Consider the following 13953-nt stretch of genomic DNA (forward strand, 5'->3'; position numbering starts at 1 on the left):
TCAAACGGCTTGCAGCCGATACATCCAGCGATGCGTGGCCGACTGGTCTGCTACAGGCTGGCCAAAATGAATGTGCAGCTCGCGATCGCTAAGTTCGAGCGTCGGTACCGGTGAATCTTTCACCGACTCACCCACGAGTTCAAACGTCGCCCCCGCCGCTCGAAGCACAATGCGGTCGCCCAGCGCTTCGACCGATTCCACTCGCGGAGCCAGCCGATAGCGAGAACCTAAGTTCATTGGCTCTCCTTTCACCCGACAGGCAACATCGAACCGCAAGGCCTGCTCGGCCGGTTGCTGCTCGATGCTTGCCGACCAGTGACTGCCGCCGGCCATTCCCATTAGCAGTGCGACGGGGGGTTTCTTCGGTCGCGTCTCAATGCTCACGAATTGCAGCGGCGGGCTGACCGGCCAATCTTCGTGCGAAGTCCCTTCGATGCTTTCGAACAGGAGCAACGGACTAACCGCCGAACTTCCCTCCGGCAACACCAGCGACACACGATGCCGCCAGCGATCGTGCGAGCGGTCGAAGTTCACTTGCAACAGCTTGCCATCGTTTAAGGGAAGGTCGAGACGGTTAGCAATAGGTGGCGCGATCCGCGACATGCTCGTGCGAGTTCTTTCTAGTCAATTCGGCCTATTTCTTTGCGGCCAGGTGCGTGACTTATCAGTCGATCATCGCCGGGGCAATGATTGCAGTGTGCTGCGCGTTGAACGCCTGTCCGGCCCCTTCGATAGTAAGCAGTTTATGCACTCCCTTCACTTTTTCGAAGGCGGCAGCCATCTTTTGGATAGGTTCGATTGGCACTCGCGAATCGTCGGGGGACTTCGCAACATCAAACATCAGCGGAGGCTTGAGCACCGCCGGAAGTCTACTCGCGAGCAGCGCCAGTAATGAACTGATTTACGTCCCATTCGCCGAGGGTGACCTTGATCTTCAGGTTCTTATGTTCCGGACGACCATCATCGGCCAAGCCCACGCGGCGCAGCGACAACTCCGCCACATCGCCGGCCCGCAGTTTAGAGATGATTGCCGTAAGCGTCTCGAAATCGGGAACCACTTCGCCATTGAAGGCCAGCACCATGTCGTCTTGCCGCACCCCTGCTTTGTCGGCGGGGCTGCCGGTATGCACGCGGCTAATCGCGCAGTTGGTATCGATCGTCACGCAACCCACGCCCAAAAACGCTCCGTGACGAAAATCGACTTTTCCAGCCCCCAGGTTTGCCTGCAGTTCTGTGGCAACTTCCGGCGTCGACCGCGTGCCATAGACGCGCACGCTTGTCAGCGCCTTAAGTTCCTTGAGCGTATGAAGTGAGGCATTCGTGAGCGGAATATAGTACAGCCCGACATCCTCCAACTGAGCGCAATTGACCAGCGCTTTGATCCCCTCGTCAGTAATATTGGCTCGATAGGCTTGCAACGAGCGCAGGCCCTTCATCGCGGCAACATGTGGCAGCGCCGCATCGGTCACGCGATCGCCGACCAATGCCACCTGGCGCACATCGCTCAGCCAGCGCAGCCGGCGAAAGTCGTTTTCGGTGCCCCGCCATTCGCTACCAATTTCGAGCGACGAAATCACTTCATCCACGGCAATGCCGTTAAAGATTTGCGTGCGACGAATGCGAGCGCCCAGTTGTTCGAGTTCGGCTAGCGTGATGGCCTGCTTCTGCGAATTGAGCAGCGTCAACACTTCGTCAGCCCGGGCTTTAAGCGGCGTGGTCTTTCCCTGCGAAACTTCTTCGAGCCCATTGCGGGCAGTTTCGAGCACATCAAGATCGTTCGACAGAGCCAATTGATGCAGCACGTGCAGTGCGCGCGAACCGGTCTCGGGAGTCGGGTCCTTCAGAATTTTGCGACAGACATCGACCGCGGCCTTCCCCGCGCGAATCAACTGATGAGTCGCCTCTTCACGAATCACAAACGAATCGTGGTCCAGATCTTTCGCCCACTGAGCCAGGTTCTCTGGCGTGGCCCGCTGTTTCGCAATTGGTTCCGGCGAAAGTGGGCGCTGGGCGAATGCAACGCTTGTGTTTAAGGCGGCCCAAAGGACGAACGCGGGGAGCGGAGTCCAGGTTTGGAAGATTCTGCAATCAACGAGCAACATGCGCGGCCTCCTGTGGCACCGCTAGCACCTCGCCGGCGGCGTCGGATCGTACTTGTCCGATTATAGCTGAATGATCGCAATCAGGCTGCGGGAAAATACACGCGTGTTTGCCGGCAACCTTTGCTCGTTTCACCTGGCGACCACTTTCGTTACTAGCCCAGCCGTTGCCAAAGCTGGCGAATTGCCACCTCACCAACCGCGGGAGCCTGACAGGCAAAATCCTGGCAGACAAAAACCCGCGGCTGCCCATCGACCGCGTCCGTTTTGCCGGCTAGTAACGGTTGCAAGACGGCGGGGACCACTTGCCCGGGCTGATGCGCCGCCAACACACGACGAGGGATGAATCGCTGCTGAAACTCTCGCAGCAGCGACGCAGTTGGCTCAGAACTGGCGTCGCCAATCACGACAAGCTCCGACGTTGGCACGAGGAGCAAATCGAGCGCGATGAATAGCTGCCCCGCGGCCGTTGGCGTCCGTTGCATTACGCCCATCGCAGCCCGCAAGGCACCCTCGGCCGCATTCAAATACGTCTGGTTGCCGGTCAACTTTCCCAGGCGAACAAGCGCCGTCGCAGCCATCGCATTCCCACTCGGCACGCTACTGTCGTGCAAGTCTTTATTCCGAAAGATCAACTGCTCGTGGTCGTCAGCCGTGAAATAGAAACCACCACCTTCGGCATCAGCAAAGTGCTGGAGAAGTGTCTCGCACAACTCACTAGCCCGTTCCAACCAGCGAGCGTCGAAGTTGGCTTCATAGAGCGAGATCCAGGCATTCGCCAAATACGCATAGTCGTCGAGATAGGCCGCTAATTTGGCCTTGCCATGCCGCCAACAGTGCAACAGGCGGCCATCGGCTGCTCGCAATTGCTCGTGCAGAAACGTCGAAGCTTTTTCCGCAGCCTGCAGATAGCGCGGCTCATGGAGCACCCCTGCTGCTTTGGCCAGCGAGTCGATCATGAGCGCATTCCAACTAACGAGAATTTTGTCATCCTTGCCTGGCCGAATACGCCGCTCGCGAACCTGCAGCAACTCCTGCCGGCACTTGGCGAGTTCAACAGCCAATATGGTTTCCTCCTGACCAAGTTCCGCAGCAACCTGGCTCAGTGGACGGGGCAGATTCAAAATGCTGTGACCGTGTTCGAAGTTGCCGCGGGGCGTCACATCGTAGGCGGCGCAAAAGACACGGCCCCGTTCCTGGCCCAAAATGGCCGTGATTTCGTCCGGCTTCCAGACGTAGAACTTTCCTTCTTCACCTTCGCTATCGGCATCTTCCGTACTGTGAAAGCCGCCCGCTTCGTCGGTCATCCAGCCCAGGATGTAGTCGCACGTCTCGCGCGCGACCATCGCGAATTGCGGATTCGCCGTCGCTTGAAAAACTTCAAGGTACGCGCTGGTTAGCAACGCGTTGTCGTAGAGCATCTTTTCGAAATGCGGCACCAGCCAACGTTCGTCTACGCTATATCGGGCAAAGCCCCCAGCCAGGTGATCGTAGATGCCGCCACGGGCCATTTGATCGAGCGTATGCGTGACAATATGGAGCAGTGCTGGATCCTGGTTTCTGCTCCACGCCCGCAGCAGCACCTGCAGATCGAGTGAGTGTGGAAATTTTGGCGCTCGCCCGAAGCCGCCGAACTGTGGATCGAATGCCCGCTGCAATTGCTGGCAGTCATGGTCGAGTAAATCGAGTTCGAGCGGATCGCTGGCCGACTCGTCCGCACCAATTTGCTTCAAGTGCTCGGTCATCTCGCTCGCTTGTTGCACGGCCAGATGCCGGCGATTTTGCCAGGCATCGGCCACAGCTCGCACCACATCGAGAAAGCCGGGCATTCCCATCCGCGCGGTGGGGGGCCAATACGTGCCGCCATAGAACGGGCTCAGGTCGGGAGTGAGAAACACCGACATGGGCCAACCGCCGCGCCCCGTCATCAGTTGCACCGCGTTCATGTAGATCTGATCGAGATCGGGCCGCTCTTCGCGATCGACCTTAATGCAGACAAACAAACGGTTCAGCTCGTTCGCAATTCCCACATTCTCAAAGCTCTCGTGCTCCATCACGTGGCACCAGTGACAGGCCGAGTAGCCGATCGACAGAAAGATCGGCTTCTCTTCCGCCTTGCTCCGCTGCAGCGCCTCTTCACCCCACGGATACCAATCCACGGGATTGTTCTGATGCTGCAGTAGATAAGGACTTGATTCGGCGGCGAGACGGTTGGGCACTTAATTTCTCATTCAAGCAAAGTGGATGTATCGATACGCTTGAAGTTCTGAGTTTGAGGTATTAAGGCCGAACGGAGACCATGGCTGGCATCGGCCGGTCGCAGAACTCAGAACTTTAGAACGCTGAACTACTTCACCGCTGTCAAACCCGCAGCAGCGACGAGGCCATCCTCGTTCGACTTCACACCCGAGACACCAATGGCACCGACGATTTTGCCGTCGACCATGATCGGCACGCCACCTTCGATTGGTAAGCCCGGAATGCGGAGGACTTTCACGTTCGCGCCACCTTTTTCGAGCACTTCTTCAAACGCCTTGGTCGGACGACGAAAGTGAGCTGCTGTCTTGGCCTTCTCGATCGAGATCTCGACGCTCGCGAGTTGCGTGTTATCGAGCCGATGGAACAGCACGAGAAACCCCGAACTATCGACGATGGCAATGGCAACCGGCCAGCCTTGCTTCTTCGCTTCCACTTCGGCAGCTTCCACAATCTTGTGGGCCAATTCGAGCTTGATTGGCGCACCGTATTCCGGTGGCGCAACAGGCGGCGGAATCGGGGGCTGAGCAGTGGTTCCTTGGGCAACGGCGAAATTCGCGGCTGCCATCGCGAGTGCTAAACCAACAACGAACGAGAGAGCTTTCGACATCCGAGTTTCCTCATCAGGATGAAATGAACGATCCGAGACAGACCGCGAATATAACGCGCGACCGTTGCTGCGGGTGGCAAGTACACTCACAGCCTGCGCATAAAATCAGCCGCGGACTTACATCCGCGGCTGAGGGGTTTTCCAGCAGTGAGTAAACCAACACCGCGCTCGGACTACTTCGCCGGTGGTGCCGGAGCAGCAGGTGGGTTGTTGCCCGGCATGGTGCCAGCCTTGATTAAATCGCCGAAGACTTTGCCATCGGCGTTCTTCAGTTCCTCGGCCTTCTTCAACGCACCAACCAATAAATCCATCGCCTTCGTCTTGGCAGCCGCCTTTTGTTCGGCAGTTGCCTTTTCGTCGATGGTGATGGCATGTTCAGCCATGAACAACTTGTGCTTCAGGTTGTCGTGGACTGCCTTACCAAAGTCGTTCAGGCCATGCCCCTTCGCCTTTTTGTCGGCACCGGGAATGTGGCACATCGCGCATTTGCCGGTTTGCATTTTCAGCGTTTCGGTAATCTTCGCGCCGTTCGGATCTTTGGCATAGTGCTCGGCTACATAGGGGGGAATGGGTGGCAGCGCCATAGCCGTCGAGACGGCGAAGAGCGTGACTGCCGAACCTGCCAGTAGCGTTAAACTTCGTTTCATAGATGTCCTTGCCATGTGAACTTGGAGTGTAAGGGAAAGCATAGCATTCTTGGCGAATGCTGGCTTACTTTTTGATCGCGGTTGTCAGCGGCCAATCGTCGGTGCGGAACGGCGAAGCTGGCAGACCAGCCTTGTTCGCGAAATTAGGTTCCGCGATTGCAACCCAGCAAAAGCGCACCGCTGCCGGCTTGGGAACCGACTCACTGCTCACGACAACCGTGTCTCCTTCGATCTTGGCCTGAGCGGGCACAAACTTCTGGTCTTCACCGGCGATCTGGAAGAACGTCAGCGGCTTTTCGTCTTTGGCGGTCAGACCACCACCAACGCTCTTGAACTTCACGCGGATCTTGTTCCCCTCAATCTCGTGCGAATCGTACAGCGGGCCCGAATAGACGAGATCCTTTTTGCCATACGTATTGGCGAGCGCCCACAGCGCCAGCCGCTTGCCCACGTCTTGCTTGTTCTTGGGATGAATATCGGCAATGTTCGTTATATCGGTCGTCACGCACATGCCCGTGTTCTTCGAGAGCGACAGCGTCTTGAGCTGCGAGTCCCACAGTTCGGCCAGCTTGTTGCTGCCATCGTAATTGTTGGCATCCATGACCTTGCCATCGTACTTGTACGGAGCAAGTTGCACGAACAAGAAGGGGAAGTCCCCCTGACCAAAACGAGTCCGCCAGTCCTTAATCATCGTCGGAAACAGCGTGCGATATTCGTCGGCACGACCCACGTTCGACTCACCCTGATACCAAATTGCTCCAGCGATGGTGAATGGAATTACTGGGCTGAGCATGCCGTTAAATAGCACCGTGGGCTGATTGGGATTCTTGCTCGCCGGAAGTGTCTTGGTCGAATCTTTCGGATCAGGTCGTGCGTCAGTGACGACGACCTGGCGGTCGGCCATGTACTTGAGCGAGGGAACTTCCGCGAGGGCTTCCTTGCTGGTCCAAGCCTCGCAGATGGTGCCGCCCCAACTAGTGTTGATGATGCCGACCGGCACCTTCAATTCTTGAGCCAGGTGACGAGCGAAGAAATAGCCACAGGCCGAGAAGCTTGGTACGGTTTCAGGAGCGGCTACAGCCCAGCCGCTGGTGGGCGTGGTCTTCACAGTGCCTGGATCAACCGGGATATCATCGACGGGCTTTTCGGCAGGAACCTTTTGCACCTTGATCATGCGGATCAGCGGGTGGCTGCCGTTCTTGGCCTCTTCCTGCGGATTCGCCGAAGCTGCGACGGTCCATTCCATGTTCGATTGCCCCGAAGCGATCCAGACTTCGCCGCTGTAAACATCCTTCAGGGTGATTTCGTTCGTTCCCTTGAACTTCAACTCGTGAGGACCGCCCGCCTGCGGCGTCTTGATCTTGGTCATCCACTTGCCGTCGGCATCAGCTTTGGCCGAAGCAGTGGCTTCGCCGAGCGTGATCCTTACTTCCTCGTTCGGTGCCGCCCAACCCCACAGGTTGGCTTCGGTCTCACGCTGCAGCACCATGTGGTCGCCAAATAGCTTGGGCAGTTTGATTTCGGCCTGGGCCGATTGCGCGCCGATGGTCGCGGCAACCGTGGCCAGGGCGACGAGAAAGCGGACGGAGAGTCTCATCGAGTTTTCCTCACTGGGGCAGATAGTTCATCAAAACCGGTTCATCAGTTGAATCCGCCGCGCGGGCAGAATCAAGAGTGGGGCCTCTAGGAACCATCGCGATGGACCGTGCTCGGCGCAAATGCGGGGAGGCAGACCGCGATATATTCAGCCCCCTCGCTTCCCGGCGTGCTATAGCGAATCCACTCCCCCGCCTGACAGATAATCGCCTGCCCCGCAGCGACCACAAACGTCTCGCTGGCGGTCTCCACCCGCAACTCCCCCCGCAGCACGACCGTGTATTCAGCGAACTCTGGCGTTTGCCCCGGCTCACTCCAACCGCTCGGGCTGGTCATCCGCGCAATGCTCAGCGCGTCGGTTTTTGAATTCACCCGGCCGATGAACTCTTCGATCTTCTTCGGCGGCGTCCCCGCTGCTTCAATGCGCGTAGGCTCGGTAATCAACTGCGGCATGGCCCTTCTCCGGAAGTTAGCGTGTGGAAGTATCGACTCAGTTTTATCAGTTGTCGTTCGCTGGATTGCACGTAAGTCAGCCGTTGCTTCCGACGATGGCCGCAGCACCTCTAGCTGGAAGACTCGGTTAATTTTCCGCGCGGTTGCGAAAATGTCCTGTCCCGTTCAGCCTCGTGAATGGCATGCGGCGAGTAAGATTATTTCGCCTGTCGCGGCATTTTCCCTGGCCTTGGCACACGATTTCTCGCTGAACTGCCCCTGATTGAAGTGAACCGACATGGTAAAATGTTCGATAATGACAGTGCGAGTGGAGCAGCGAAGGTCAGTCGCCGCTCAGCCACACTTCGCAACGTACAATTGGTAAACAGCCTTTGGTGTGCATTCTGACCGAGGGACCTATTAATACGGGATGGCTCGAGTCACCAAGGTGCAAGTGCAGTAGCACGCCCGACTCCGCCAATCTCCCAGCGACTCCATCGCTGTCGAAATCCTCCAAAGGTTTGTTCTAAACACTGAGCCCCGCGCAACACGCGGGGCTCGGTCGTTTCTTGGGTGAACCCTCCGGCCTCTCCCCCTCCCGACTCCCGACTTCTGCATTTCGTCCCGTAGGGACGCTGTCTGTCGCCACGGGTGCAACCCGTGGTAAAAACCAAAAAAATGCACTCGTCCCCAAGGGACGACGGAGTTCCTGCTTCTCGTTTGTGTGCGATACCTACTTCGTCACCGGAATCAACCTCGGCCGCGAGACTCGTTGGCCGGTGACGCGGCCCCAGCGGGCGTGCAGTTGGTTGAAGTCGAGCTTGAGAAAGCTCCAGAGGGCTTCGGGGGGGCGTTGTGCGAGCCACTCGTCGACGAGAACTCCCATGTGCTCGTCGTACTTAGCTTGCGAGCCCGTGTGGGCGAAGCAGCGACCTTCGTGACGGCGAATGTCGCCATCGAACTTTGGGCTGATGTGCCAGAGTTCGTGAAAGATGGTGATCAGCTTCTCGCGCAGGTCGAGATCCTGAAAGCGCGGCAGGTAGAACGTCAGGATGTAGAGCAATTCGTTCCCCGCCGAGTCGTGCAGCCGTTGCACGGTATACATACGGCCGCGGCGCTTGGTCGTCGTCGTGCCGTCTTTGAACCGCAGTGGGGTGAGGGAGGCGTAGAGCCCGTAGTTCACTCGCTTGCGCGCCTGCGCGAAGACCGTGGCGATCTTGGTGAAGTCGACATGCCCCAGCGAAGGTGTGCGGGCGACCATGTCCTGGCCGAGGAGTCGCATCGCCAAACAAAAATCAAAGGGAGGAAGGGGAGCTGCGTCTGGTAAGAGCCAGCGCGCTTGATTCGGCTGCTTGGAAAGAGGAGCCATCCTTGCTCTCCAGCTCGAGTCCCTTTTGCTTCCGCGTTGCGTGGGCTTTAGCCCACGTTTGAGGAAATCACCTGTGGGCTAAAGCCCACGTTACAAATTCATGTGGACTGAAATCCACACTACCAATTAGGAAGCTGCTTCGTCGAAGGCGGGCTTCTGGCTCTTCATGACCTTACGGTCGCGAACGCCGGTGAACTCGAGAATGCCGCGGATACCGGCATCGCCCAAGCGAGGCTTTGCCAGACGGAGAACGCGGGTGTAACCACCTTCGCGGTCCTTGAAGCGAGGAGCCACGGTGCTGAACAGCAACCGGACGGCCTGCTTGTCGCCGAGCAACTGAATGCAGCGGCGGCGAGCATTGACGACCGGAGCCATCGCAGCGGCCCACTTCTGCCACTTATCGCTCTTGCGCCAGGTCTTCCAAGCTTCACTCTGACGTTCGGCCGAGGTGGCAAACTCAGCAGCAGCTTCCTGCTTGATGAGAGCCTTCTTGGCGATCGTGATGGTCTTCTCGACCAGCGAGCGGACTTCCTTGGCCTTGTGCAGGGTGGTGACAATCCGGCCCTTGATCTTGGGGGCGTTTTCTTCACCCTCGGCATCGCGCTCGGTCAAGAAGATGGCGCTGGCCAGGTTCTTGAGCATGGCTTTGCGGTGGCTGGGGGAGCGGCCGAGAACGCGGCTTCGTCGACGATGTCGCATGGCATTAAACCGTTATGCAAAAACTAACTTTGAATCCAATTCAAACTGCAGGATAGGACCGGAGACTGCGTTAGCGAGCAGCAGTGGCCGGCGGCACTCGCATGCCAAGGTACATACCCAGGTCGTGCAGCTTTTCTTTGACTTCGTGGAGGGTGGTTTCGCCGAAGTTGCGCACTTCGAGCAATTGATCTTCGGTCTTTTGGACCAGGTCGCGAACCGTGTGGATGTTTTCCGATTCCAAGCAGTTCATGGCCCGAACCGACAGCTTCATCTCGGCCAGGCTCAGGGCGAGCTTGGTTTCGAGAGCACCATCACCACCTGGAGCACCGCCGCGCGGGGCAGCGTGCACGCGAGGCCCCAGTTCGGCGTACTGCACGAACGGGTTCAAGTGCTTGCGGAGAATCTTGGCGGCTTCGACCAGGGCCATTTCTGGATGAATGGCACCGTTGGTCCAAATTTCGAGATTCATACGGTCGAAGTTCGTCTTTTGACCGACGCGAGTCTCTTCGATTTCGTAGCGCACGCGAACAATCGGGCTGAAGATCGCATCGACAGGGATGATGCCGATTTCGTGATCGCCGGCGCTGTGTTCGGTCGACGGAATGTAACCACGACCGTTTTCGACGACCATTTCCATCATGAAAGGAACGTTGTCGGTCAGCGTGCAGAGGACGTGATCCTTGTTGATGATTTCAACGTCGGAATCGGTCTGCACATCGGCCCCGGTGATGACGCCGGCGGTGTTCTTTTCAACGGTGATCACGCGGGTCGAATCGCTGTGATTCTTGACGACCAGGGCCTTCACGTTGAGGACGATGTCGGTCACGTCTTCCAGCACACCGGCGATGGTGGTGAATTCGTGCTGGGCACCGCGAATCTTGATTTGCGTAACTGCCGAGCCTTCCAAGCTGGAAAGGAGCACGCGACGGATGCTGTTGCCCACCGTGGTGCCGAAGCCACGCTCGAAGGGTTCGGCGACGAACTTACCGTAGGTCGACGAAAGGGTCGAAGCGTCGCAATTGACCAAGCTGGGCAATTCCAAACCGCGCCACCGAACGTGCATCGCTGCTTTGCCTTGCATTCTCTATCCCCCTGAACCGCGAAGTTGATCGTTGTGATGTTGCCTAATCTTTCATGTAGCCATTACGCTCCGCGTAATGTTCCTCTAGCGAAGCGAGAGGACTACAACTGCCAACCTTAGACGCGACGGCGTTTTGGTGGGCGGCAACCGTTGTGTGGAATGGGCGTGCAATCTTCGATGGTCTTTACCGTCATGCCAGCCGTCTGCAGAGCGGTGATCGCGCTTTCGCGGCCCGAACCCGGACCCTTGACGCGAACTTCCAACTCTTTGACGCCATACTTCGAGGCCTTTTCCGCGGCCTGCTGACCAGCGCATTGGCCGGCGAAGGGCGTGCTCTTACGGCTTCCCTTGAAGCCGCTGGTGCCGGCGCTCGCCCAGCACAGCGTGTCACCCTTCGTGTCCGTAATGGTCACGGTGGTGTTGTTGAACGTGGCCCGCACGTGTGCGATGGCCACTGTCACATTACGACGAATTTTCTTCTTCTTAACCTTCGACACCGCTTGCTACTCCTGATGTGACCCGCCCGGCACGATTTGTCGACGGGAAGAGCCAATCAACTGGCAATGTTGTGGACAGAACGAAAACAAGGATCCGCCTAGCGGAGATCCTTCACACCCTTCTTGCCGGCGACCGTCTTCTTCGGTCCCTTGCGGGTGCGAGCGTTGGTCTTGGTACGCTGACCGCGAACTGGCAGGCCGAGGCCGTGCCGAATGCCGCGATAGCAGCGAACGTGCCGCAACCGGCCAATGTTCTGCTGAATCTGGCGACGCAGCGGTCCTTCGACCGTGTAATCGCGTTCCAGCAACGTGGCCAGACGGGCAACTTCTTCTTCCGTCAGTTCGCGAGCGTGCTTTTGCTGATTGATGCCAGCCTTGTGGCACAATTCGCGCGCGATCTGATCGCCCACTCCGTACAAATAACGGAGGGAGATAAATACGGGTTTGTCGTTGGGAATATCGACACCGAGCAGACGTGGCATAGCCTTCGGTTCCTAAAAATACCGCCTGAAAAAGCGTGTGCTAATTAACCCTGGCGCTGCTTGTGCCGGGCATTCGTGCAAACAACGTAAACGCGTCCTTTGCGGCGCACGACCTTGCAATTCTCGCAAATCTTTTTGACGCTTGCTCTTACCTTCATGTCCAACTCTCCAAGATTCGGCTGAAGCAGGGTAGTATATCGCTATCATCCGCCCAGCCACAAGGGCCGTTCCGAAAAATAACAGCTATCGCGGCTGAAGCTGGCGTTTTCGGCATGAAAGTCTCGCTGCATGAGGAAATCGCTCTCGACTTCGCCCCTTCCCAATCCAGTTCTCCTAACACGTAAACGTCCAACTTGGACCCTGCTAATTGGACACCAATTGTTGCCAAACAAGAGAGTTGCGCTGCCTGCTGTCCAATTAGGGATGCGTTAATTGAACACCCCCCCGTTTGCGGTTTGCGATCTTCCTGGGGTCGGGAGTCTTTGGCGAAAGGCAATTCAGCGACATAGCCAGGTCATGCCTCGCCAAAGACTCCCGACCCCGGCGAGGTTGCGATTCTAGGCAGCTGCCTCGGTCGACTTCTTCCAGCCAGCCAATTTCTGGTCGTAGTACTGCACGAACCGGTCCTGCTCGATCGCTTCGCGCGCGCCCGTCAGGAGTCGCTGGTAGTAAGTAAGGTTGTGGGCCGAGAGGAGCATGGGGCCGAGCATTTCGTCGGCCATGAACAGGTGGCGAACGTAGCCGCGGCTATGCTGGCAGCAGGGGCACGGACAGCCCGCTTCGACCGGTTGGGTATCGAGCTGATGTTTGAGGTTCTTCAGTTTAAGCGGGCCGTTGTCGGTGAAGGCCATGCCGTTGCGGCCGTTGCGAGTTGGCAGCACGCAGTCGAACAGGTCGATGCCGCGGCGCACGGCGTTGAGCAAGTCTTGCGGAGTGCCTACGCCCATCAAGTACCGCGGCTTGTTCACCGGCATCGCCGGACAAACTTCATCGAGCACCGCGTACATTTCAGCCGGCGTTTCGCCGACGCTCAGGCCGCCGACCGCGTAGCCCGGGAAATCGAGCTTGGCCAGTTCTTCCGCGCACCAAACACGCATCTTGGGGTTAAGTCCCCCTTGGACAATCGCAAACTGCGCTTGCTCTGGCCGCTTGGCTGCTGCCTGGCAGCGGCCGGCCCAGCGGATGGTTCGTTCGCAGGCCGCGCGAATCGCGACGTCTTCGGCGGGCAGGGCGATCACATGATCCAGCACCATGGCCACGTCGCTACCCAGATCTTCCTGAATCTGAATCGCCCGCTCGGGCGATAACTCCAGCAGGCTGCCATCGATGTGCGAACGAAAAACAGCCGCTTGCTCGGTGATTTTCGTCATCTGCGCCAAGCTGAAGAGTTGAAAGCCGCCGCTATCGGTCAGAATCGGCCCAGCCCACCGCATGAAGCCGTGCAGCCCGCCCAACTCTTTCACAACCTTTTCGGTCGGCCGCAGCGCCAAGTGATAGGTATTGCTCAGCACCATCTGCGCTTTTGTCTCACGCACCATGTCGATGGTCAGGCCCTTCACCGTTCCCTGCGTTCCCACTGGCATGAACGCCGGCATCTCCACCGGGCCATGCGGCGTGTGAAACGTGCTGCGGCGAGCCCGGCTATGAGCGTCGGTGTGATGCAAATCGAATTGGAATTGGCTCATGACGTTCTCAGTTCAACCGCGGCGAGTGCCGCGCCGCTGTATTCCGGCTGCTGGGTAATTTCTTCTACTACAAACGACGGCGGCAGGTACCTAAGTGCGGCGAGTTCGTTGTTGAATTCGCGTTCAAAGACCGTGAAACCTGTCCGCGGAAACTCATACACATCCAGCGCACCATCGCTGATCAAATAGCGAACCTTACTAGCACGATCACCTGGCAACGAATCGAATATCGCATGCTCTGCTGCCGTGAGATATAGATTCGTGACAGGCTCGCCACTGCTGTCAGTCGCTCCATACTTTTTACCCAGTTTGTAGATGATGTTCCCATCTGCGGAAGTCATCTTGCGCAGGCGAAGTTGCGAGCCTGCGATGTAGAGATCTTCAATGCACCGCGCCGTTGACGGATCCAGTGAACCAATGGCTTGCCGATTCACCAGCCAACGGCGTTCGATTTCGAGCAGCGAGTATTTCGGAGCGATGAAATCAGCCATGCCACTCGT

16 protein-coding genes are annotated in these 13953 nt (G+C 57.8%); all 16 read right to left on the reverse strand.

Going from position 1 to position 13953, the window contains the following annotated elements; translation table 11 throughout:
- The gene (locus tag ETAA8_RS24110; protein WP_145094520.1) at positions 1-603 is read right to left on the reverse strand and encodes a hypothetical protein; all 603 of its coding nucleotides are present in this window, start codon (positions 601-603) and stop codon (positions 1-3) included.
- 61 nt (positions 604-664) lie between these two features.
- The gene (locus tag ETAA8_RS34905; protein ID WP_202921237.1) at positions 665-841 is read right to left on the reverse strand and encodes a hypothetical protein; all 177 of its coding nucleotides are present in this window, start codon (positions 839-841) and stop codon (positions 665-667) included.
- A gap of 28 nt (positions 842-869) precedes the next feature.
- Positions 870-2102 (reverse strand): PDZ domain-containing protein, encoded by a 1233-nt coding sequence (locus ETAA8_RS24115; protein WP_145094523.1) that lies wholly within the window; start codon positions 2100-2102, stop codon positions 870-872.
- 152 nt (positions 2103-2254) lie between these two features.
- Positions 2255-4318 (reverse strand): thioredoxin domain-containing protein, encoded by a 2064-nt coding sequence (locus tag ETAA8_RS24120; RefSeq protein WP_145094526.1) that lies wholly within the window; start codon positions 4316-4318, stop codon positions 2255-2257.
- A gap of 128 nt (positions 4319-4446) precedes the next feature.
- Positions 4447-4965, reverse strand: a complete 519-nt coding sequence (locus tag ETAA8_RS24125; RefSeq protein ID WP_202921238.1) for a GlcG/HbpS family heme-binding protein — start codon at positions 4963-4965, stop codon at positions 4447-4449.
- Between the two features lie 173 nt (positions 4966-5138).
- Positions 5139-5612: a hypothetical protein gene (locus ETAA8_RS24130; RefSeq protein ID WP_145094529.1), complete on the reverse strand. Its 474-nt coding sequence runs from the start codon at positions 5610-5612 to the stop codon at positions 5139-5141.
- Between the two features lie 64 nt (positions 5613-5676).
- On the reverse strand, positions 5677-7209 hold the full coding sequence (locus tag ETAA8_RS24135) for a sialate O-acetylesterase (RefSeq protein WP_145094532.1): 1533 nt from the start codon (positions 7207-7209) through the stop codon (positions 5677-5679).
- An 86-nt stretch (positions 7210-7295) separates the two neighbouring features.
- Positions 7296-7661, reverse strand: a complete 366-nt coding sequence (locus ETAA8_RS24140; protein WP_145094535.1) for a cupin domain-containing protein — start codon at positions 7659-7661, stop codon at positions 7296-7298.
- A 712-nt stretch (positions 7662-8373) separates the two neighbouring features.
- A complete protein-coding gene (locus tag ETAA8_RS24145) occupies positions 8374-9009 on the reverse strand; it encodes a putative metallopeptidase (protein WP_238397556.1) in 636 nt (211 codons plus the stop codon).
- Between the two features lie 126 nt (positions 9010-9135).
- Positions 9136-9708 carry a bL17 family ribosomal protein gene (locus ETAA8_RS24150; protein ID WP_145094538.1) on the reverse strand — a complete coding sequence of 191 codons (573 nt, stop codon included), beginning with the start codon at positions 9706-9708 and terminating at the stop codon, positions 9136-9138.
- A gap of 70 nt (positions 9709-9778) precedes the next feature.
- Positions 9779-10771 (reverse strand): DNA-directed RNA polymerase subunit alpha, encoded by a 993-nt coding sequence (locus tag ETAA8_RS24155; RefSeq protein ID WP_145100919.1) that lies wholly within the window; start codon positions 10769-10771, stop codon positions 9779-9781.
- Positions 10772-10905: 134 nt separating this feature from the next.
- Entirely contained in the window at positions 10906-11286 is a 381-nt protein-coding gene (rpsK, locus tag ETAA8_RS24160; RefSeq protein WP_145094541.1) for a 30S ribosomal protein S11, read from the reverse strand.
- Between the two features lie 98 nt (positions 11287-11384).
- Entirely contained in the window at positions 11385-11768 is a 384-nt protein-coding gene (gene rpsM, locus ETAA8_RS24165; protein ID WP_145094544.1) for a 30S ribosomal protein S13, read from the reverse strand.
- A 44-nt stretch (positions 11769-11812) separates the two neighbouring features.
- On the reverse strand, positions 11813-11926 hold the full coding sequence (gene rpmJ / locus ETAA8_RS24170) for a 50S ribosomal protein L36 (protein ID WP_145094547.1): 114 nt from the start codon (positions 11924-11926) through the stop codon (positions 11813-11815).
- Positions 11927-12325: 399 nt separating this feature from the next.
- Entirely contained in the window at positions 12326-13453 is a 1128-nt protein-coding gene (gene tgt, locus ETAA8_RS24175) for a tRNA guanosine(34) transglycosylase Tgt (RefSeq protein ID WP_145094550.1), read from the reverse strand.
- Positions 13450-13944: a CYTH domain-containing protein gene (locus tag ETAA8_RS24180; protein WP_145094553.1), complete on the reverse strand. Its 495-nt coding sequence runs from the start codon at positions 13942-13944 to the stop codon at positions 13450-13452. The genes tgt and ETAA8_RS24180 overlap by 4 nt, the downstream gene beginning before the upstream one ends.
- Between the last annotated feature and the right edge of the window lie 9 nt (positions 13945-13953).

Origin of the sequence: Anatilimnocola aggregata (genome assembly GCF_007747655.1) — a bacterium.
Classification (GTDB): Bacteria; Planctomycetota; Planctomycetia; order Pirellulales; family Pirellulaceae; genus Anatilimnocola; species Anatilimnocola aggregata.